General features: G+C 70.0%; 29 protein-coding genes. 5 read left to right on the top strand and 24 right to left on the bottom strand.

What is annotated here, in order from left to right:
- Window positions 1–30: 30 nt before the first annotated feature.
- The 24 genes from ACIBU0_RS42670 to ACIBU0_RS42555 form a co-directional block, all read right to left on the bottom strand.
- Window positions 31–243: a hypothetical protein gene (locus tag ACIBU0_RS42670; protein ID WP_398829857.1), complete on the bottom strand. Its 213-nt coding sequence runs from the start codon at window positions 241–243 to the stop codon at window positions 31–33.
- A 6-nt stretch (window positions 244–249) separates the two neighbouring features.
- Entirely contained in the window at window positions 250–603 is a 354-nt protein-coding gene (locus ACIBU0_RS42665) for a thermonuclease family protein (protein WP_398829855.1), read from the bottom strand.
- A gap of 1 nt (window position 604) precedes the next feature.
- A complete protein-coding gene (locus ACIBU0_RS42660; RefSeq protein ID WP_398829852.1) occupies window positions 605–3,073 on the bottom strand; it encodes a phage portal protein in 2,469 nt (822 codons plus the stop codon).
- Window positions 3,073–3,465 carry a hypothetical protein gene (locus ACIBU0_RS42655; RefSeq protein ID WP_398829849.1) on the bottom strand — a complete coding sequence of 131 codons (393 nt, stop codon included), beginning with the start codon at window positions 3,463–3,465 and terminating at the stop codon, window positions 3,073–3,075. Before ACIBU0_RS42655 ends, ACIBU0_RS42660 begins: the two co-directional genes overlap by 1 nt.
- A gap of 41 nt (window positions 3,466–3,506) precedes the next feature.
- Window positions 3,507–4,043 (bottom strand): hypothetical protein, encoded by a 537-nt coding sequence (locus ACIBU0_RS42650; protein WP_398829847.1) that lies wholly within the window; start codon window positions 4,041–4,043, stop codon window positions 3,507–3,509.
- 90 nt (window positions 4,044–4,133) lie between these two features.
- Window positions 4,134–4,550, bottom strand: a complete 417-nt coding sequence (locus tag ACIBU0_RS42645; RefSeq protein ID WP_398829953.1) for an NUDIX domain-containing protein — start codon at window positions 4,548–4,550, stop codon at window positions 4,134–4,136.
- Window positions 4,551–4,635: 85 nt separating this feature from the next.
- On the bottom strand, window positions 4,636–5,247 hold the full coding sequence (locus ACIBU0_RS42640) for an AAA family ATPase (protein WP_398829846.1): 612 nt from the start codon (window positions 5,245–5,247) through the stop codon (window positions 4,636–4,638).
- Complete coding sequence (locus ACIBU0_RS42635) at window positions 5,169–6,029, bottom strand: hypothetical protein (RefSeq protein ID WP_398829844.1); 861 nt, start codon at window positions 6,027–6,029, stop codon at window positions 5,169–5,171. Before ACIBU0_RS42635 ends, ACIBU0_RS42640 begins: the two co-directional genes overlap by 79 nt.
- 63 nt (window positions 6,030–6,092) lie before the next feature.
- A complete protein-coding gene (locus ACIBU0_RS42630; RefSeq protein ID WP_398829842.1) occupies window positions 6,093–6,890 on the bottom strand; it encodes a hypothetical protein in 798 nt (265 codons plus the stop codon).
- A 2-nt stretch (window positions 6,891–6,892) separates the two neighbouring features.
- The gene (locus ACIBU0_RS42625; RefSeq protein WP_398829840.1) at window positions 6,893–7,888 is read right to left on the bottom strand and encodes a radical SAM/SPASM domain-containing protein; all 996 of its coding nucleotides are present in this window, start codon (window positions 7,886–7,888) and stop codon (window positions 6,893–6,895) included.
- A 238-nt stretch (window positions 7,889–8,126) separates the two neighbouring features.
- A complete protein-coding gene (locus ACIBU0_RS42620) occupies window positions 8,127–8,735 on the bottom strand; it encodes a hypothetical protein (RefSeq protein WP_398829838.1) in 609 nt (202 codons plus the stop codon).
- The gene (locus tag ACIBU0_RS42615; RefSeq protein WP_398829836.1) at window positions 8,720–9,217 is read right to left on the bottom strand and encodes a hypothetical protein; all 498 of its coding nucleotides are present in this window, start codon (window positions 9,215–9,217) and stop codon (window positions 8,720–8,722) included. The genes ACIBU0_RS42620 and ACIBU0_RS42615 overlap by 16 nt, the downstream gene beginning before the upstream one ends.
- Window positions 9,214–9,363: a hypothetical protein gene (locus tag ACIBU0_RS42610; RefSeq protein ID WP_398829834.1), complete on the bottom strand. Its 150-nt coding sequence runs from the start codon at window positions 9,361–9,363 to the stop codon at window positions 9,214–9,216. The genes ACIBU0_RS42615 and ACIBU0_RS42610 overlap by 4 nt, the downstream gene beginning before the upstream one ends.
- 107 nt (window positions 9,364–9,470) lie before the next feature.
- Window positions 9,471–10,010 (bottom strand): hypothetical protein, encoded by a 540-nt coding sequence (locus ACIBU0_RS42605; protein WP_398829831.1) that lies wholly within the window; start codon window positions 10,008–10,010, stop codon window positions 9,471–9,473.
- Window positions 10,007–10,951, bottom strand: coding sequence for an ATP-binding protein (locus ACIBU0_RS42600; RefSeq protein ID WP_398829829.1), 945 nt, complete (start codon window positions 10,949–10,951; stop codon window positions 10,007–10,009). Before ACIBU0_RS42600 ends, ACIBU0_RS42605 begins: the two co-directional genes overlap by 4 nt.
- A gap of 103 nt (window positions 10,952–11,054) precedes the next feature.
- Window positions 11,055–12,245 (bottom strand): helix-turn-helix domain-containing protein, encoded by a 1,191-nt coding sequence (locus tag ACIBU0_RS42595; protein WP_398829826.1) that lies wholly within the window; start codon window positions 12,243–12,245, stop codon window positions 11,055–11,057.
- Window positions 12,246–12,352: 107 nt separating this feature from the next.
- Window positions 12,353–13,510: a tyrosine-type recombinase/integrase gene (locus ACIBU0_RS42590; RefSeq protein ID WP_398829824.1), complete on the bottom strand. Its 1,158-nt coding sequence runs from the start codon at window positions 13,508–13,510 to the stop codon at window positions 12,353–12,355.
- Window positions 13,507–13,920 (bottom strand): hypothetical protein, encoded by a 414-nt coding sequence (locus tag ACIBU0_RS42585; protein ID WP_398829821.1) that lies wholly within the window; start codon window positions 13,918–13,920, stop codon window positions 13,507–13,509. Before ACIBU0_RS42585 ends, ACIBU0_RS42590 begins: the two co-directional genes overlap by 4 nt.
- On the bottom strand, window positions 13,869–14,399 hold the full coding sequence (locus ACIBU0_RS42580; RefSeq protein ID WP_398829819.1) for a hypothetical protein: 531 nt from the start codon (window positions 14,397–14,399) through the stop codon (window positions 13,869–13,871). The genes ACIBU0_RS42585 and ACIBU0_RS42580 overlap by 52 nt, the downstream gene beginning before the upstream one ends.
- Entirely contained in the window at window positions 14,396–14,740 is a 345-nt protein-coding gene (locus ACIBU0_RS42575) for a hypothetical protein (RefSeq protein WP_398829817.1), read from the bottom strand. The genes ACIBU0_RS42580 and ACIBU0_RS42575 overlap by 4 nt, the downstream gene beginning before the upstream one ends.
- Window positions 14,737–14,994: a hypothetical protein gene (locus ACIBU0_RS42570; protein ID WP_398829815.1), complete on the bottom strand. Its 258-nt coding sequence runs from the start codon at window positions 14,992–14,994 to the stop codon at window positions 14,737–14,739. The genes ACIBU0_RS42575 and ACIBU0_RS42570 overlap by 4 nt, the downstream gene beginning before the upstream one ends.
- Complete coding sequence (locus tag ACIBU0_RS42565; protein ID WP_398829813.1) at window positions 14,991–15,176, bottom strand: hypothetical protein; 186 nt, start codon at window positions 15,174–15,176, stop codon at window positions 14,991–14,993. Before ACIBU0_RS42565 ends, ACIBU0_RS42570 begins: the two co-directional genes overlap by 4 nt.
- Window positions 15,173–15,715, bottom strand: coding sequence for a hypothetical protein (locus ACIBU0_RS42560; protein WP_398829811.1), 543 nt, complete (start codon window positions 15,713–15,715; stop codon window positions 15,173–15,175). The genes ACIBU0_RS42565 and ACIBU0_RS42560 overlap by 4 nt, the downstream gene beginning before the upstream one ends.
- Window positions 15,712–16,050, bottom strand: a complete 339-nt coding sequence (locus ACIBU0_RS42555) for a hypothetical protein (protein WP_398829809.1) — start codon at window positions 16,048–16,050, stop codon at window positions 15,712–15,714. The genes ACIBU0_RS42560 and ACIBU0_RS42555 overlap by 4 nt, the downstream gene beginning before the upstream one ends.
- A 146-nt stretch (window positions 16,051–16,196) precedes the next feature.
- Between ACIBU0_RS42555 and ACIBU0_RS42550 the strand changes: the two genes are divergently transcribed.
- The 5 genes from ACIBU0_RS42550 (at window position 16,197) to ACIBU0_RS42530 (ending at window position 18,953) form a co-directional block, all read left to right on the top strand.
- Entirely contained in the window at window positions 16,197–16,385 is a 189-nt protein-coding gene (locus tag ACIBU0_RS42550) for a hypothetical protein (protein WP_398829806.1), read from the top strand.
- A 2-nt stretch (window positions 16,386–16,387) separates the two neighbouring features.
- Window positions 16,388–16,663, top strand: coding sequence for a hypothetical protein (locus ACIBU0_RS42545; protein WP_398829804.1), 276 nt, complete (start codon window positions 16,388–16,390; stop codon window positions 16,661–16,663).
- A gap of 76 nt (window positions 16,664–16,739) precedes the next feature.
- Complete coding sequence (locus tag ACIBU0_RS42540; RefSeq protein WP_398829801.1) at window positions 16,740–17,327, top strand: hypothetical protein; 588 nt, start codon at window positions 16,740–16,742, stop codon at window positions 17,325–17,327.
- An 86-nt stretch (window positions 17,328–17,413) separates the two neighbouring features.
- Entirely contained in the window at window positions 17,414–18,334 is a 921-nt protein-coding gene (locus ACIBU0_RS42535) for a hypothetical protein (protein WP_398829799.1), read from the top strand.
- 4 nt (window positions 18,335–18,338) lie between these two features.
- Window positions 18,339–18,953, top strand: a complete 615-nt coding sequence (locus ACIBU0_RS42530) for a hypothetical protein (protein ID WP_398829796.1) — start codon at window positions 18,339–18,341, stop codon at window positions 18,951–18,953.
- Window positions 18,954–18,969: the final 16 nt, after the last annotated feature.

Genomic DNA, 18,969 nt, shown 5'->3' with positions numbered 1-18,969 from the left:
GCCGCGCGGACGCGACGCGGTGGCCGGCGGCTACATGGTCTCGGTGAGTATGTGGATGGCGAACCAGCCGGAGAATCCGAACCATCCGACGGCGAAGACTGCTCTGCCGACCTTGCTGGTGCGGGTGCGGAACAGGCGCCGGAAGTTCTCGGAGAGGGTGTCGTTCTCCCGCTTGTTGGCCAGGGCGATGCCCTCGGCGATGGCGAAGATGAGGGTCCAGACGATCCAGATGGCGGGCCACATAGCGGGCTACTCCTTCGGTTCGGGGAGGGGGCGGGGGCCGGTCCCGTCGTACGGTGCGGCTTGTCCGGCCTCGAGCAGGTCGGTGTTCAGGCAGGCGCCATCGGCCGCTGTGACGGTGGCGAGCCAGCGCCCGTACTTCTCCTTGCGGTGGGTCTGCACGACCAGGTCGGGGCCGTGCTGGGCGAACCATTCGGTGGCCCAGGCGTTGGCGGCCTTGCCCTCGGCGGTGTTCTTCTCGGGGGTGTTCAGTCCCTCGAGGCGGACACGCTGCACGATCCGGACGTTGAACCCGAGGTCGATGTCGAGGTCGTAGGTGTCGGCGTCGACGAGGTGACGCAACGCGGCCGGGTAGGTGTTCACGTCACCTCACCTCCTCGTCCGTGGCGTAGTGGAGGCGGCATCGGCAGTTGATCGTGAGGGCGAGCGGCGCGAACGGATCGCCGGGGTAACGGAGCTGGGCGCCGTCGATCTCGTACGGAGTGCCGACGGGGAGGGTCTTGCCGTGCAGCGCCTTGTGCGCGGGCCGTACGCGGTCGTCCTGGCGCGTGATCCACGTCCGGACGACTCCGGGCCCGGCGCTCTCCGCCGCGGCGTCTGCGGCACCGTTGACGGTTGACACGGCGCACGTCTCCGCGACGCGTGCGACCAGCGCGGGCGCGGCCGCCTCGTAGAACCGGACGACGGCTCGCTCCAGGTCCTCGATCGTCAGCTCTGCCCCTGTGGTGGTCTGGAGGCTGCGCAGCTCCTCGGCCAGGTCCCCGAGCAGCGTGGTCACGGCCTCGCCGGCGTACATCGCAGTGACGAGGGCCGCAGCGACAGCGGCCGGCGGCACGACGTCGGTACCGGCGACGGCCTGGCCCAGCTTGCGGGCGGTGGCGGTCGCGGCCTGCTGGAGGATCGGGGCGAGGGTGTTCGTCGTCTCCTCTGCCCAGCGGGCAGCGCTGACGACGCGGTCCTCGTCGATGTTCGCGTCGCCGCCGCGGGTGTCGTGCTCGTTCTCCGGCTCCCAGAACCGCGTGTGCTTGCGGGTCTTTGGGGCGCGGAGCCGGGCGACGATGACGCCCTGCTGGCGAGCGAGCAGCGCGGTGAGGGCCGCCTGAATGGCCAGGGCCAGGGCGTCGAAGTCGGCGTCGGTGACCTCGAAGCCCTCCGCGGTCAGGGCCTTGGTCTCGAGCTGGGCACGCGCCGCGGCGACGTCCTCGGCCGCGGGCCCGTCCTCCGTCTGCGCGACGGTGGCGCGGGCGGCTGCAACGTCGTCGGCGGCGGCACCCGGGCCGGTCTCCATGCTCTGCGCGCGGGCCGCGGCGACCTCGTCGGCAGCACTGCCGGCCGTGCCGGTGGGTAGTTCGAGGGGTGCCTCCCCCCGGGCCAGGGCAACATCAGCGGCGGCGGTCGGGCCCGCCTCGAGCTCGCGGGCCTGGGCGACCGCCGCGGCGGCGGACTGGTCCCCTTCGGCGGCCGGGAGCGCGGCGTTCGGATCGGTGGCCGGTACTCCGCCGGCACCCGGTTCGGGTGCCAGGCCCAGCGCGGCCGCGTCCTGGTCGTTGGCAGGGACGGGGGCCTTCTGCGGGCTGATCCACAGGGCCCGGGACTGCGGCGTGTTGAACGGCTTCCGGTTGGCGATCTTCCGGTACTCGTCGATCGTGATCAGGCCCGCCTCGAACTCCTTGCGTGCCTCTTCGCGGGCCTGGCGGCGGGGGAACTCGAGCGCCTGGACGCGGGAGGTGTCGAACCGGATGACCCAGTCGTCGGACAGGTCCGGGTCGAACGCCGACGCGATCAGGTTGAGGTGGGGGAGCTCTGTGTGGGACCAGAAGTTCCACTCTTCTCGGTCGGCGTTGTTGAACGTCCGCTCCGAGGCGTTGCCGATGACGGACTCGTAGACGCCGAACGCGGAGAGGATCTCGTTCTTCGCGGTGCTGGAGAGGGTCTCGTAGGCCATCTCCCGCGGGCGGGCGGAGGTGTCAACGTAGGTGACACCGCCGGGGCCGGTGCCGACGAGGGTGAGCTGTCCGGCATTGTGCGCGCCCGGGGCGAGGCGCTTCTGGATCCGGTCGACCTCGTTGGCGTCGATGCCGTCCAGGTCGATGCCGACGATGCCGCCGGGGCGGCCGTCGTTGTCGATGAACGAGATGTTGTAGGTGCGCGCCTTCACGTCCAGGTCGACCGACAGGCCGGCGGCCTCGAGCGGTGTCACGCCGCAGAAGGGGTCCGTGGGGTGGGGGTCGCGCAGCCAGATGACGTACTTCGGCTTGAGCTCGCGGATGTGCCCGGCGTAGTCGGTGAACTCGAAGTGCTTGACGTAGCTCGCGTTCTCGTCGTCCGGGATGATCCGGACGCGGTCTGGGGGCAGCAGGTCGAGCCTGGTCAGGACTCCGCCGCGGCTGTACGTCTTCTCGATGAACACGCCCTTCTTGCTGAGCAGCAACTGGGCGCTCAGGCGCTTCTTGAAGACGTCGCCGGTCTCGAGCGGGTTGGCCTGCTTGTTCAGCAGCCGCAGGAGCGGGTGGTCCTCGAGGACCTCGGCGAACTCTCGCTCGTCGCCGCCGCGGCCGATCTGCACCGGGAGGGTGGAGGCGTGCTTGCTGATGGCCTCGACGCTCTTGAAGGTCCAGATGCTGCGCTCGTAGCCCTCGACGATGACGCGCTCGAGGTCCCAGCCGTCCGCGTTGCCTGGCGTGCCCCACACGTTCGTGACGCCGGCGAGCGTCACCGACGTGTAGACGCCGCCCGCGAGGAGGTCCTTCGTCTCGGTGGGCGGGGGCGGTGGTTCCGCGGCGCCTCTGGGAACGAGGAGACCCCGGAGCGCGGGGAAAAGTTGGCGGGCCATCAGGCCCCCTCAGTGCTGGAGAGCCACAGGCCGGCGGTGGCCACGAGGGCGCTGACGGCCAGCCATCCCAGCGGGGGCAGGAGGTAGAACAGGACGGCGGTCTGTCCCGCGTATCCGGCGAAGGCCGCGATGGCTCCGGCGTCCTGCTGCCATCGGGGCTTGGAGTTGCGGCGGACGAGAACCCCGCTCGCGCACAGGCCGATGAGGGCGGCGGACAGGCCTGCGGTCCAGTGCAGGGCGCCCAGCGCACCGAGTCCGCCGAGCACGCCGAACGAGAGCAGGAGCAGCCCGAAGGCCTCCCGTCCGACCTTGTCGGAGACCACCGGCCCAGTGATGTCGCTGGTGGCGACAATGGGGTCGTCGTTCGACGGCTGAGTTCGCTGAGTAGTCACGCCGCGCACCATGGACAGCGGGCGGCGTTAACGTCGCGTGCTCAGCGCGGGGGCCGAGAGACTCCCGACATGTAGGCGCCGATGCCGCGCCGGTTGATGGTCCCGCCGGAGATGAGCCGGGCGTTCGCGGGCGGGGTGGGAACCTTGCGTTTGGCCCGCTTGGTCTGGTCGCCGCCGATCAGGTGCGTGTTGTCGATCTTGGCGGCGCAGTCGTCGCCCTTGACCTCGTCGTACGGGCGTCGGCACCCGTCGCAGTAGACGTCCAGGGCCTCGATCCGCTGCCCCTCGGTGGCCTTGAAGCTGCCTCGGTAGTCGGCGACGCTTGCGATCTTCGGGGTGACCTCGATCGTGGCGGCCACGACCCAGACGTGGGAGAGGTCGGGCTTCGTCTCCGGCTCGGGCGGGGCCGGGGGGACCTCGGGGGGCGCGACGGACGCCGCCTCGGGGGCGGGCTCGGGTGTCGGCCGGGCGGCCTTGGCAGGCGTGGGCGGGGCTTCGGGCTCGAGCCAGGCGAACAGGCTCTCCTGCAAGTGGGAGCGGCCGGTCTCGGGCGAGAGGGGGGCTGTCGCGGTCGTCACCGTTCCTCCGGATCACTGCGGGGTTGACGTAAAGCGCAACCCCCTTCACGTCCGGAACGTCAACCGCCGTGATCTGTTACACCTTGGGCTCTACGCGGACCTCTCCCAGCCGTGCACGGAGAACGGTTCGCCCTTGCGCCAGTGCATGAGCCCGAGCGCGTTGTACGGGACTGTGTTGTCGGGAAGGTGGTCCGGGGCGTGCCAGGACAGGCCTGCGCACTTCTTCGGCTCCATGTTCCGAGGCTCGCCGTCCCAGTGCTGGGCGACGAAGAACCAGCCGACTCGCGGTTCCCCCTCGGGGTTGCGGAAGTGCATGACGTGCACGAGCCGCAGGGCGTCCCGCGGGACGACGATGCCGACCTCCTCGAACGCCTCGCGGATCACGGCGTCGAACACGTCCTCGTCAGGGTCGAGCTTCCCGGAGGGGAGGTTCAGCATGCCGTCGGCGTAGCCGGTGCCCTGCCGCTCGGCAAGGCACACGGCTCCGTCCCGCTCGAGAATGAGCATCACGTCGTTCACGGGGAGCTGAGGGGCCACTGTGCTTCGTCCTCCGACCGGTGGGCGTCTTGCCGGTAGGGGACTCTAGCCGGGATCAGACCGCGATCAGTCCCATGTCTCCAACGCGCTTCACGGCCCACTGGACACGCTCGGAGACCGTCAGGCCCGTGGGCATCTCCAGCATCGGTACGCCCGTGGCGCGGCACGCCTCGTAAATGGCGGAGTCGGACTCGTCCTGGATGTTGAGGACCCTCTCGCGCATGCGGTCGCCGCCGGCCTTCTGGTCGTAGCGGTCCCGGCAGTAGATGACCGCGTCGTAGGCGGTGGGCATCCAGGCCCGGCACAGTGCTTCGGCCGCGGCGAGGACGGGTGCGGTGCCCGGTTCGGTGGGGTCGAGGACCAGACCGGCCAGGGCCAGGACGTTCGCGGGGGTCTTGTCGGTGATGAGGACCTGGTGGTGGCGGGCGGCGCGCATCGGCACCGTGAAGTGCTGGGCGAACAGGTCGAGCTCCGCGACCAGGTCGAAGTTCCCTTCACCGTGCAGGACGATGTCCTCCATGAAGGGGCTGGTCCGCGCGGGCTCGCCGGTGCACGCGACGCCGATGCTCTGCTCTCGCAGGTAGGCGGTCAGCGCGTGGACGAACGTCGTTTTGCCGGCGGCCTGGGTGCCTTCGACGGCGATAACGCGGCACTCTCGGATGGGCACGGGTCCTCCAGGAGGTCGGTGAAGGTGGGGTTCTCGAGCCAGCCCCAGGCGCCTTTTGCGCCCTCGGCGATGAGGCGGTTCACGTTCAGGCCCTCGTCGGCCCAGCGGCCGAGTCCGGCGGCGTGGGCGGCGACGTAGGCGGTAGAGAGGGAGTGCCGGAGGTTCAGGACGCTGACGCGCTCCCGGCCCTCCTCCTGGCCGTCCTCGACCCACCGGCGGTGCCAGGCGGGCATGGTGACCTTGAGGAGCTCGGGCTGGGTGACGTCGAGGCCGAGCTCGTTGCACACGTCGACCAGGCGGCGCGACTTCCCCGTGAGGAGGTGGCCGGCGTCGAATCGGGTGTCGACGTAGTGGGATTCGTCCGGGTCGGCGTCGCGCCTGCCCTTCCACTGAGCTCGAGCCGCCTGCAGTTGGGGGACGGCGTCCGCGGGGGCATTCGCCTCCAGGACAGCCAGGTCGCTGCAGAACTGGTGCCCGGTGATGATCCGGGACGTCTCCGCGGCCGCGGTCACGGTCGCCGCGGCTGTGCGGATCAGCTCGTCCATCTCGCCGGGTTCCTCGACGTACACGCTCGTCCACTCGAACGGCACGTCCGCAAGGTCCGGGGTGCGGTCGGCGGGCAGGTCGAGCCACGCGACGCTGTAGCAGAAGGGGCGTTGCCCGTTCGTAATCCGGTAGTTCTTCGTCCACTCGACGTCGATGGACGCGATCCGTACGAGTCCCGTGCGCAGCGGCGGGGGCTGTAGGTGGCGGGCGGTGGGCAGACTGCTCTTGATGATCATGTGACGGTGTTTCCTGCCGTAGGACGGGGCCGCGCGCCGGGTGCGCGCGGCCCCGTCGGGACGCTACTCGCTGAGGGACGGCGCCACGCCAGAGAACAGGGGCGGCGCCACCTCCCAGGCGACGGCTCCGACGAAGTCGGCGATGCTCAGGCGCTCCCGCCATGCCAGGCGCTCGGTGTACTTGCCGCCGAGCAGGGCGGTGGAGACGGCGGAGGTGAGGACGCTCGCCGCGAGGACGCCGGGGGAGTAGTCCCCGGGCCGCTCGTCGACGAGTGCGTCGCAGGCGAGTTGTGCTCCTTCCTGCTGGGCGCGGTCGGCGAACTCCTTCATCGGTTCCAGGTTGTGCGCGAGGGCCGTTTCGCTGACGTAGGAGGCCGCGGGGCCGAGGTCGTGGCTGGTGTCCACGCACAGGGCGGTCGACCGTTCCTGTGCGGCACGGTCGCCCCAGGCCTCGGCCACGGCCGTGATGCCCGCGTGCCGGGGTGCCCCCTCGGGGCGGGGGAGCTGCTGCAGGACGTGCAGGTCATCGGCCGCGTTGTGCCAGGCGATCACCTCCGCCTCGCGGCGGCCCTGCACAAGGGCGTCGTCGACGACCTTGATGATCTGGTCGTTGTCGCCGATCGACTCCGGAACGACGACGCGGTACCCGAACTGGGCCAGTGGTGCGGAGACCGTGCGGGGCCGGGTGCGGTGCACGGACATCACCACGAGGCCAGCGGCCATGATGACGGGCGGCTCGTCTCCGCCGGCCTCGCCCCACAGCAGCGACATTGCGGCGAGCCACTTCGTCGGCCGTCGCCACGGGTCGGTGACGGATCCGAACGGGGTGTCCGGGCGCAGGAGGTTGGAGTAGGCCCGCATGGTCACTTCTTCCCGGTGAGCGCGCCCTGGGCGGTGGTGTGGATCGACGTGCCGACGTACTTGGAGAGGTGGTTCCGCTTGAAGCGGTACCGCTTCCAGATTTCGGTGATCGGCTCCTCGAGGACGTTGCCCAGGTCCTCCCACAGGTCCTTCGCGTCGTACACGGGCCATGCGCGCGCGGTGCCGTTCGGCTCGATGACGATCATGTGGCCCTCGTTCTCGGGGGTCCACGTCGTCATCCGTAGCGCGGGCGACCACTGCAGTTCCGCGGCCTTCTCCTCGAGGCGCGAGAACGCCGCCAAGGCCTCGTCCTGAGTGATGAACTCGTGCTCCGGCAGGCCCAGAGCGTTGCCCTTGCGCAGGGGCAGAATCAGCTTCACCTTGCTGGCGCCGATGACGTCGCCAATCTGGGCGGTGAACGGGAGAGCGGTCAGGCTCGACCGGTAGACGACGGCCGACATGGCGAGGGGGATGCCGTGCTCCTGGAAGACCCGCACGCCCGCCATGATGTCGTCGTAGTCGCCGCGCATACGGGTGGTGATCGCGCGGGGTCCCTCGAGTCCGACGTTGGCGTACGCGACCTTGCCAGCGATGCGGGCGGCGTGGAGCTTGGCGTACACGGCGTTCGTGGGGACGGCCACGATGTGCCCGCCGTCGTGGTAGATGTCGACGATGTCGCCGAAGTCCTTGCGGAACAGCGGTTCGCCGCCGGACAGGAACACGCGGTTCACGCCGTCGAGGTTCCGCTGCATGTTGGCGAGTTGCTCGAGCGTGGGGTCCGGCATCTGCAGGGTCTCGGAGCAGAACCCACAGTCCATGTTGCAGCGCTTGGTGACCTGAACGATCACCGAGAGTGGGTGGTGGAGCGTCGCGGCGACCTGGTCGAGGTCGGCGCTCGGGTCGATCGTGAAGTGCTGTCCGTTGAATGCGTAGCCGACGCCTCCGCCGATGTCCCTGTGCTGCTGCTGGGGGACGGTCGGGATACCGAGGTCGGTCATGTCCTCTGCCTCCTGGTCGTGGATCCGGAAGTGGTGCGGGCCCGGCGCGGGCCTTGCAGGGAGACGGGTTCGGGCACTACCCGCGCCGGGTGTTTCTGGGCCGGCTGGCGCTGGAGTCTCCGAGGGGAACGTGACCCCAGCGCCGCCTTCCGCCCGCGCCGAATGCCGTTGTCGACGGGCGGAGCTTGCTACCTGTCCGATGGCCCAGGACGTACGGCACCGGGTCACCGGACAGGGGTCAGGGGAGGGCCGCGGCGAAGGCGACCACAGTGGTGCGGCGCAGCTCTCGCACGGCCTGGCGGGCGACAACGAACGGCAGGTCGGGCGAGTCGTAGAGGACCAGGACGTCCTCCTGCGGCTCTCCCGGCTCGCCGGGGCGGGGGTAGAGCGTCCCGCGTACGCCGATCGGCTCGGCCTCACGCACGCGGAGCTTCACGTGGCCCTCGCGCAGCACTGGGCACAGGAGCGGAGCCCGGTCCGCGCATACCGCGCACATGGGCGGGATCGCGGCCTGTATGCCTTCCCAGTTCGATTCCTCGGCGTCATCCAGGAGAGGGAGAACCCACAGCATGCCGTCGCCGTTGCGGTCGGCCGGCTTGTTGCAGCCCGCGCAGAGGAGCCCGTCCATGGTGGACTTCTGCCGCTCGGGGTGGAGTTCGGCCGCGTACTCGGGCTTACCGCTTGCCTCTCCTTGGCACAGCGTCCACAGCGCACCGTCCAGGTCGCGAGCCAGGGCGTCCTTGATGGGGTCGACGTACGTGGCCCCGGACGCGGTGACCGTTACGTCCGCGGCCGACGTGCCCTCCCCCGTCCATCGCGTCACGTAGGGCGTTACTGATCTGTCCACGCTGTTCCCCCGATGTTCGGCTGTAAGAAGGCGACGAAGGCGTTGTGGCGGTGCAGCCAGCGCAGGTACGCCTCGTACGCCTCGTCAGTGCTGGGCATTGCGGCCCTGTCGGTCGTGAGCACGCCGTCGACGAAGCCGGATCCGGCGCGACGGCACGCGATGTTGAACTGGGGTCGGGCCGGGATTGGGCCGTCCATCGGCTCGTCTGTGAAGTGCTCCCGGTGAACGGCCCACCCGCGGTCGCGCGCGTGCCGCTCCAGAAGGGTGTGCGTGGCGTCGGCGTCCACTCCGGGGCCTGCGAAGACGTAGGTGGTTACCTTGATGGGACGGCCGGGCTTCACCGCGGCCACGGCGTCGTCGAAGACGGTGCGGCGCAGGGAGCTCAACCGGGCGTCCAGAGTCGGCCGCCATCGGGGTTCAGCGGGCCTCCACCAAAGCCACGGCTCGTCGAGCTCGTCGGCCGGAACAGGCTGGAGTCTCATGACGCCCCCCTGCACAACTCGGCGAAGCGCCGGTTCTCCTCGGTCTGCAGGCGCGCCATGGGGGCCGGGCCAGGTACGGGACGCGCGGCATGCAGGAGAGCGACGCCGGCGGCACCGAAGGCGGTGAGGAGGAGCAGCTTCGTCATGGGCGCTCGATTCGGAATGAGGGCCTGCGGCCGGGGCCGGATCCTCCCCGGCCGCAGGGGCTTGACCGTGCTCGCCGATGACCGTCACAGCGTCGGCGAGCACGGAGTCAGGTGGTGATGCCGAGCTGGGCCGCGAGCGCGGCGTGCGGCGTCGGCTCGGGCCGGAGCTGCGCCAAGGCCTGGCGGAGCGGTTCCACGGGGACAAGCCGGTCACTTGCCGACGGCCGGAACCAGTACGGGAGCGGCGGGGCGGTCCTGTTCAGGGACGGCAGCGTGATCGTGTGCGGTGCGCCCAGGCACACGGCGTGGGTGTGCGGTGCCCAGCGGGCAGAGGATCCGGGCGGGACGAGCCAGTAGAACCATCCGCTCTCGGGGTCCTCGATCACGGGCCCGCATCCCCCTTGGATTTCGTCCATGAGGGCAACGGCGCCGCGGGCCTGGAAGCCGGAGCTCGTGATGACGACGTCGAAGAGATTGCCGCCGAGACGTACGCGGGTGTCGCGGCGGGCCTCGACTGCCAGGAGGGTGCGGATTACCTCGGCAAGGTCGGCCATGTCGGTGGCCGGCTGATGGGCCGCGCCCGCGGACTCGACCAGGTGCTGCATTACCTCGGCACCGGTCGGCAGCTCCTCCACCTGGGCGGTCACAGGTCCACCGCCCCGGCGGGGCGCAGGACCGCGCGCACGGTCTTGGCGTCGAACTCGGCACCAACGACGAACCAGGAGAGGTCCGCGCCCTTCCGCGCGATCTCCCAGAGCCCACGGCCGGACTCGCCAGCGACGGCCTGGTCGAACTCGGGGAACAGGGGGACGGGGTCCGTGACGTCGATGATCAGCTCGTCTGCCTCGGTGATGCTGAGGCAGGCGCCGAACCGCTGGTTGACTTCTCCGGGGATCAGCGCGTGCTTCACGGCGTTGTCGACGAGGGCGTGCAGCACGTCGATTGCGTGGTGCTGGTTCCCGGGCCAGGCCGTCACCGTGAGGAGGGTCCGAGCCTGAATGCGGGCTAAGCCCGGGGCGCTGCGGTCTCCGGGAAGCTCCATCGGGATCTCGCGCAGGACCGGCGCGGTCGCCGCGGCGGGTTGCATTTCTTCGGGTCCTTTGGTCAGGGGGAGGGTGCACCAGGTGGTGGTGCCGTCGAGGCTGACTCCCCAGTCCTTGGCCAGGGCGTCGACGAGGAAGAGGCCGCGGCCGCCCTCGTCGTCGTGCTCGGCGTTGCGCAGTTCAGGGAGTGCGGAGGATCCGTCGTTCACCTCGATCTTGAGGTGGTCGTCCTGCATGGAGATGCGCACTCCGACGTCGAGGCCGCTTCCGTGACGGAGGGCGTTGGTGGCCAGCTCGGTGAGCAGCAGGTCCACGGTCTCGATCAGGTCGGCGCGGCCCCAGTGGGAGAGGCTGGCGCGGGCGATGCGGCGAAGTCGCCGCGGCCAGGCTGCGTCCGCCGCAGAGAGGGCGGCGCTATCTGGATCAGGGCGGCGTTCGATCGACACCTCGAGGGCGCGCAAGGCGCCGGTATGGCTTCTCAGTTCATGGGCGGCAACAGGGGCGCTTCGACAGGTGCGCTCCTGGCCCGCGAGGTGCGTCGTCATGGTCGGCTCCATGTCGAAATGGCCAGTGACGACATGGTGGTGGCACAACTAGGCCCCAACTAGCCTGAGTTCAGGCTAGTTGGGGCCAGAGGTTGACGGAGCGTTACACCTGCGAGGCCAGCCAGCTCCCGTACGAGAGGAAGCTGTCCGGGAGGCGCCGGTGTGCAGCCTCCAGGCTCGCGTACGTGTCCCGCACCATGGGGTGGTACTTCGCCTGTTGGGGCGCAGTCTTGCGCGCCTTGAGCAGACTGGCGAACGAGGCCTCGAGCTTCCCCGTCCACATCTGCGCGCGAGCCACCTCCGCCCAGTGGTGGCTCGTCCGTGACTTCGGCCAGTCGGACGGGATGACGAGATTGTCCGCCGCTTCAACGGCCTTGTCGTACTTGTCGAGCTCAGCGAGAACCGACACCCGGTGGACGCTGACGTTGGTCCCGCCGAAGGCCATCCACAGCACCTTCGGCGACTCACCGGTGCGGCGGGCGATGGCCTCGGCCTCCGCGAGATGGCCCATGGCCTGCGCTTCGTCGTGGGCGCGGCCGGCCATCACCGAGCCGCCGAGGTGGAGCTGCCCAGTGACGACGTCCCGCTCCCGCGACGCTTCGGCCTGCCCGATCGTCCGCAGGCCCAAGTCGACGAGCCGCTGTCCAGTCCGGAACTTGCCCTCCCGGAGGTACGTAAGGGCGCGGAAGTATTGGTACGCGCCTCCGAATACCGCGTCGCTCGCGCGCTGGGCCGCCCAGTCCAACCGCGCGAGAGAAAGCTGCGCCAGGTCCGCGTACCCCAGCTTCGTGGCCACGTCGTACGACGTCCGGTAGAGCGACGCGAGGATCAGCCACCCGTCGCTGCTGCCGTGCGTGTGCGCGGCCGTGGTCGTCTCCTCGATCAGCCCAGCGACCTCACTGGCCGCTCGCTTGATCTCTCCGCCACGGACAGCCGCGCACAGGCTTTCGGAGTCCTCCCGCAGGTTGGAAAGCGGACGGGCGGAGATGTCGGGGTCGGCGCCCAGGTCGTAGACGTCCAGCGCTTCCCGAATCGGAGCTATCAACACGTCCAGTTCGTCAGCGCGCAGTTCAGCCTTGTACGGCTGCCCAACGATGGTGGCGACCTCCACCCGCATGGCGCGAGAGAGGCAGGCAACGGCGTGCGGGGTAGCGGCAAGCCTGCCCTGCTCGATCTTGGTGAGCGTGTGGTACGGAACTCCGGAGAGCTCGGACAGGGCCTTTTGGCTGAGGTGGCGTTCCCGGCGAAGACGCGCGATTCGCACGCCGGTGTGGTCTTGAGGAAGAGCGTGCATACTTAGCTCCTGTTCTGCTTCGACACCAGAACGGTACCCCTCGATCGGCTTCGGGGGGCACGGACGGACCCCGCTCCCCGGAGCGGGGTCTTTCGCTTGACGGCTCGTCAGGCTGCTTTGGGTGCATGCACGGGGACCCTGACGAAGGGGTCGTTCCTCTCGGCCTGGGCGGGACGCACGTACACGGTGCGGGGCACGCGTGAGCCGGGCCTCCATCGGCCAGCGCGCTCCAGCTCCTCATCCGTCGCGCCGTTCTGGGCCAGGTCGGTCGCGGCGCCGGCGCGAACGCCCTGCGAGGAGACATGACGGCCGTCCGTGACCAGCCCGGCCGCGTCGAACCAGTGCTTCACTCGCTCGTTGATCGTCTGCCCGCGCAAGTGCAGACCGCGGCTGGTCGCCGTCTTCAACCGGGTCTCCGCGGACGCCACTTTGCCGCTGCGGAGGACGTGGCGGAAGACCGGCCCCGAGGTGATGCCCTGATCGGCCATGTAGTCGAGCCACAGGGTGAGCCGGGGGACGAGCTGGATGTCCGGGCGGTCCATGAGGACGAGGTTCTGTTCCTCGTCGTGGGTCTTGTCCTCGGGGAGCCAGACCAGCAGACCGTTGTCGATGAACGTCAGGTCCTCGATCTCGAGGTTGGCGTCCTCGACGCTGCGGCCCAGGAAGCGGTACCCGAAGGCAAACATGGCCGCGTCGCGGATACCAATCGGCCGGCCGCTGGCCTCCGCCTTCTCCATCATGGGGACCAGGTACGGCAGGGTGATCGGGAACGCCCTGCGGGTACGCAAGGCCCGCTTGTTGTTCTTCCGGTAGTTCTCCAGAAGTCGCAGGTAGAGGCTGTTATCAGGCTTCTTCCCGGGCGGCATCGCTGTCCGGATCAGGGACATGTAGTTCTTGATCGTGGACACCTTGAGGCTCCGGGCCATCAAGTGCCGGGCGTACTCGGTGTACGTCGCGGTGGTGCACGGGATGGCCACGCGGCCGTGTTGCGCGCACCACGCCTTGAAGGCCACCATCGGGCCCGTTTCCGTCGGGTCCGTCTCCTCGAGGAGCGCGGCGGTCTCCTCGCTGACGTACAGGTCCCGCTCGCTGTACTGCGGGCCATCCTCCGCGGTGGGCAGCTCCTGGCCCGGGAACAGCACGGTGTTGAAGTCGACGAGCGGGGGCGGTTCGTCGACGAGGGCCAGGACGCCGCCGCCCTCGTCGTCGACGAGCTCGGCATCGACGATCTCGGCATCGACGATCTCGTCGTCATGGATGCTCACGCCGCAGGCTCCCGCACCTCGGCGATGGTTTGGCCATCGGTGACCCGGAAGGCGTGCCCGCACGGCTTCACCGTGATGAGCGCAGCGATGGTCCGGTGCCCCGGCCACATGACCGGCGGGGCCGTCACGGTGATGGGGGAGACGGCGACGATGTCGTCTCGGTCGGCCCCCGTGATGGCCTCCTGGCACTGCGGGCACCAGGCCTCGGTCACCGGTCCGCCCGCCGTGCCGACGGCCTGGATTGGGCCGGGAAGGTCCGGCGCCTCCTCGTACCGCGAGACGACAGCGGAGTCCGCCTCGAGCTCCGCCCCGGGCCACAGCTTCGGCCCCAGGTCGCTCTCGCGCCGCTCGTAGAGCATCAGCTCCTCCACTTCCAGCAGCCGGGCGTGCACTCCTCGGGCAGGTGCCACGGTGTGGGCTGCCCGGAAAGGAGCATGCTCGGGTCGTAGTGGGCGCCGCGGGCCTCGAGTTCGGCAACCTCGGGGGCCTGCCAGAAGTGCCCGCCGCCGTGCCCCTCGGCCGCGGCCCAGCCGTTAGGGATCCGCTTCACGCAGGGGTGCCCAGTCTCTGGGGCCCGGACGGGGCACGGCATGGTGCCGTCGGAGATCGGCTCGGGGTAGTCGGGGTGCGCCTTCCACTGTGAGGCCTGGTTCCTGAGTCCCCAGAGCAGGTCCGCCGCCTGCTCCTGGTCGCCGCGGTGCAGCGCGTCGACCAGGTCGTCGTGCTCCTTCTTAGCGGCGAGGTACTTCTCCCTGTACTCCTCGACGGCCGGAGTGCTGTCCGCCGTCGGGTACTTGGTGCGCAGTTCCTCGTCGAGGCGGGCGTCGATGAACTCGTAGAACGCGTGCCCCGCCTGTTCGAGCTCGGCCCGCTCGTCGACGGCCGTCACGGTGCGCTCCCCGCGGTCGCCCAGGCCACCGGCTGCACGCGGGCGTACAGGTCGGGGGCCGGCGTCGCAGCGACCCACCCGCCCGCCGTGGCGTACTCCATGTTCGCCGTGACGTGGCGGCGCGACGGCCGCTCCTCGCCGTCGAACTGCACCATGAGGTAGTGGCCGGACGTGTCGACGATCGCGCCCTCCTGCCCGTGGCTGCGTACCCGTCCGCCGATCTCCACGCGGATGCCGTGGCGCTGCTCGAGCGCGTAGTAGCGACGGATGTAGTCCAAGTCAGCCGCCTGCCGCTGCCGTTCCCGGTACTCGGCCATGCCGTCTTCGTCGTCGTAGTTCATGCGTGCACTCCTGGGTCTACGGGTGAGCGGCCTTCGGCGACTTGCTGGAGGTAGAGGCTCAGCCACTGGCGGGCCTGGTCCTTACCCATGGGCGGTCCGCCCAGGCTGAACTCGGCGAGCGCGTGGAGGATGACAGCCTCGACGGCGTACGGCTCTCGGTTGCGAATGTCCTCGAGGACGTCGCCGGTCTGGATGACGCCGGAGGGGATCTTGCCTGCCGTGATGGCGCCCGGCGGTATCGGTTCGGAGGTCACGCGATCCCCTCGGTGTCGTACGCGAAGCGGAAGCCGGCCGCGCGCAACTCCGGCGGCAGCAGGGCCTCCGTCAGGTCCTCGGCGATGGCGTCGAGTTCACCCAAGATCCGGGCCTGGTGAGCCTCTCGGTCTGCGCGGGCCGCGGCGTACACGGCATCGAGCGCCTGGTCGACGGCGCTCACGGGCGCCACTCCACGGGGTACTCGTCCGGGGTGCCGCCGAACCGCGCCCACAGCAGGGACTCAAGGGACCAGCGCATCCCCTCGACGTGCCCGGTGTGGTCGTCGAGGGAGTGGGACAGGGCTGCGCTCTCGTACCGGATCTCGTAGTCGTCGAGGATCCGCTTTATGCCGCTGAGGAGTTGGCGTTCCCCGCTGTCCATCGGCAGGTTCCGCGCCGCGGTGGTCAGCTTCTCCCGGGCGAAGGCGATGAACGCCCGGCCGTCGGCGATCGTCTCGAGCGCGCCCTCGGGGAAGTGGGTGCCGGCGTTCGCCGGGACCTCGTACGTCCAGCGCTTCCCCTCGACCGGCGAGAGGAGCCGGGGGAACTTCTTGGCAGCCATCTCGAGGTTCGTTCGGGCGCGCTGGAGCGTGCAGTCGAATCCGTTGGCTGTGTAGAAGGCGTGGGTGCGCTTCCCGTCCCAGACTCCGCCCTCGAGCCGGATCCGGGTGCAGAGCTGCATAAGTCGGTCCGTGGGTGCGGCCGTTGAGGTTGTTGTCACGCCTGTGCTCCCGTCGGCAGAGCCTGGATGGAGCCGGTCTTGCGTAGATGGCCGATGACCCGGGCCGCCAGGCCGTCACCGTTGTCGCGGTCGTATCCCCACGGGTCGAACGTGTCGTCGCCGATGTTCACCTTCAAGAGCCGGTCCTCGAGGTAGTCGAACCCGGGCCCGTCGCGGAGGATGAGCTCCGCCGCCTCGGCGGCCGTCATCGCGAAGTTCCGCGGGTTGGGGTTGATGTGTGGCGGAGGCGGTGCCGCGTTGTTCCAGAGCGCGGCGAGGACCTTGGCCTTGTTCAGGCCGCTGATGTCGATGCCGTCCGGCGTGCCGGCCGTCATGGGTACCCCCTGGGTTTCAGTTCTGGCGTCGGGCCCAACATTACCGACAACAATTGGAGTTATTGTCGGCTACTCACGGGTAACCCCGTAGAGTCTTTCTTGACGGCGGAGAGCACCGCCGGAACCGACGAACGAGGAGCACCCCGATGGCGGGCTTCATCAACCGCGCCCAGCAGGCGCGTGACCACAACGGCCAGCGGAACATCTGCGCGGCCGACGGGCACCCGGGCACCGAAGAGGACCCGTTGGTGAAAACGACGGACGGGTGGCGCGTCCACCTCTCCGACACCACCAACCCGAGCAGCGGCTTCTACGGCCAGCAGCAGGGGAGTTGAAGATGCGCGCCAAGCTGCGACTCCTCGCCTGGGCCCTCGGTCTCCTGGCCCTCGCCCACCCCGCCTTCGGCTCCTTCGCTCTCGACCTGCTCGGCATCGCCGTCGCCATGGCGGCCGCCGCGGTGGTCGGCGTCATCGGCTGGGCCCTGGCGAACATCTCACTGACCCTCACGGCCGTGTCCGTGCTTCTCCTGCTTCGCGCCTTCCCGGGCGTTCCGCGCTGGTTCCGCCATTCGTGGGTCGCTTCGGTCGCTGCTGTCGCCCCCGAGAAGGCGTAACAACCCCAGCGTTCGAGCCGTTCGATTCTTCGCTCAGAACGATTCTCCGCTCAGCCCTGCCGAGGAGCAGATCCGCATGCCCGACTTCACGCCCGCTGTCGAAACCCTTCTGCGCACCATCGCGGAGGCCGGCGACAAGGGCGCCCAGTTCCAGGTGGCGCCCCGGCGCCGCTACCGACTCGCCGGCACCGACTACGTCGTCAATCAGAGCTCGTTCTACCCGCTGACCGGCGGCGAGTACGTGACGGACGGGGGCGACGACCAGGCCCCCGTGAGGCTCACCGACCGCGGCCGCGAGTGGATCCGGCAGCACCCCGTACCGCGCGGCGGTTCCCGCGGGCCCTACCGCCCGCGCCGCACGCGGTCCACACGCCAGGCCGCGCCGCGCGCGACACGGTTCGGGTACGCCGGAGGCTTCACCGCCGAGCTCACGGAGCGGGTGATCGTCATCACCTGCCCCGACAACGGAACCGGCGGCGCCACCCTCCCGGCCGACGGCTGGGAACAGCGCGCCATCGACAGGCACCCCACGCTCCACGCCGTCGAGGGGCCGACGATCGCCGGGTCCTACGCGCTGCACTGGCGCGAGGACTCGCGGACCGACGCCGACTTGCTGGTGCAGTCCCTCGCCATCGTCCGGGCCGAACCCGCACGCAGTTCCTGACCTCACCGTACGAGCCCCCCGGGCGCCCGCCGCGGCGCCACACGGCGGAGAGCACCGCCGTAACCCGAAGAGAGGAACACCCCTCGATGTCCCGTCGCATCGTCGTGACCGCCCTGCTTCCGCAACCCGACCCCGAGCCGACGTACCCGGAGTACGAAGACGTCCGAAGGGAGGCCCGGGGGAGGGACGCCGGGCCGATCGGCGGCCACAACATCGCCCGCATGGAGGACGTGATCCAGCGCCGCGGCGGCGACTGGTGCACGGCCGTCCTGGGCCGTCACTTCCCCGGCCTGCGTCACGTCCCCTCCGTGGACGGGTTCACGCTCCTGGTCGCCGACGAGCGCGGCCTCGAGCCGGATCTCCCGGAGCGCATCGTCCAGGCCCGCGCCGCCGAGGAGGCGCGGCGCAAGGAACGTGAGGCGCAGGCCTCCGCCAAGTTGGAGGCGGAGAAGCGGCGTTGGGCCCTGGTCACCGCGTCGGCGCCGGTCACGTTCAGCGTGCAGGAGAACACCCGGCACACGGGTGTCCGGGGCCCGCTGCGGCACGTCACGGCGGCCGTCGACCTGGTCTCTGGGCGGTCCCGGAAGCACAAGGCCGGCAGCGCTCTGTGCGAGACGCCGGGCCGTACGAACCCGCTGCACCTGGGCGCCCCGCTCGAGGATGTGCCGCCGACCTGCAAGCGCTGCATCGAGTACGCGGGCCAAGTGCGCACTCTGGATGCACCGGCCCCGCCCACGCCCGGAGAGGCCGCCACGCTGCGGCTGATCCAGTCCGGTGCGGTGTTCACCATGCGTCCCGGCCGCGGGCAGCCCACCATCCGGGACACCAGCCAGCGCAGCCACGGCACGGCCTGGGGGCAGCTCGGACGGAAGGTCGACGCCGCGGTGAAGCGAGTGGAGAAGAAGGGGTGGGCGACGGTCGAGCCCGCGCACAGCGCGACGCTACTGGGGAACCTGGGCAACCGTTGGCGGCTGACCGAAGCCGGTACCGCCGCCCTGGAGGGCTGATCCCTTGGTTGCCAGACTGACCGCGGCGCAGTATCTCGCGTGGCAGGAACGTCGCCGCGGCGGCCAGGCTCCCCCGCCGGCCGCCGCGGCGCCGAAGAAGAAGGCCCGGAAGAAGGCACCGCCCGCGCACCCGGGCCCGCCGTCCACCCCGCCCGCGCCCGCGGTCGAACCGCTGCTCGCCATGCTGTCCGCCCCGGGCCGCCACTGGACGCTGCTCATGCCGTACGCCGAGGAGCTGCTGACGAGCAACCAGCGGCTCCACCACATGGCCGTGCACCGGATCCGGCAACAGCTCCGCAAGGACGCCGCCGGCATGGCCATGGCCCGACGCCTGCCGCGCCTCGAGCGGGCCGCGATCTTCTACGTCCTGCACCCGCGGCCGCTCTCCCGGAAGCGCGACCCGGGCAACTGGGCGCCCACCGCCAAGCACTACGTCGACGGCCTGGTCACCGACGCAGGCCTCCTACCCGACGACAACCACGAGTTCCTCATGGGCCCGATCCCCGTCATGGGTGAGTCGGTCACCACGGGATTCGCCCGCATGTCCCTCGTCATCGTCGAACTTTCCGAGCCGCTGACCAGCGGAAACGCGGAAACCGTAACAGGAACCGCCGGTTAGACGTACTGGAACTGAG

The sequence above is a fragment of the Streptomyces sp. NPDC049627 genome, from assembly GCF_044465645.1.
Classification (GTDB): Bacteria; Actinomycetota; Actinomycetes; order Streptomycetales; family Streptomycetaceae; genus Streptomyces.
The sequence above is the reverse complement of the archived record's forward strand: the minus strand, read 5'-3'. Positions and strand labels throughout refer to the sequence as shown.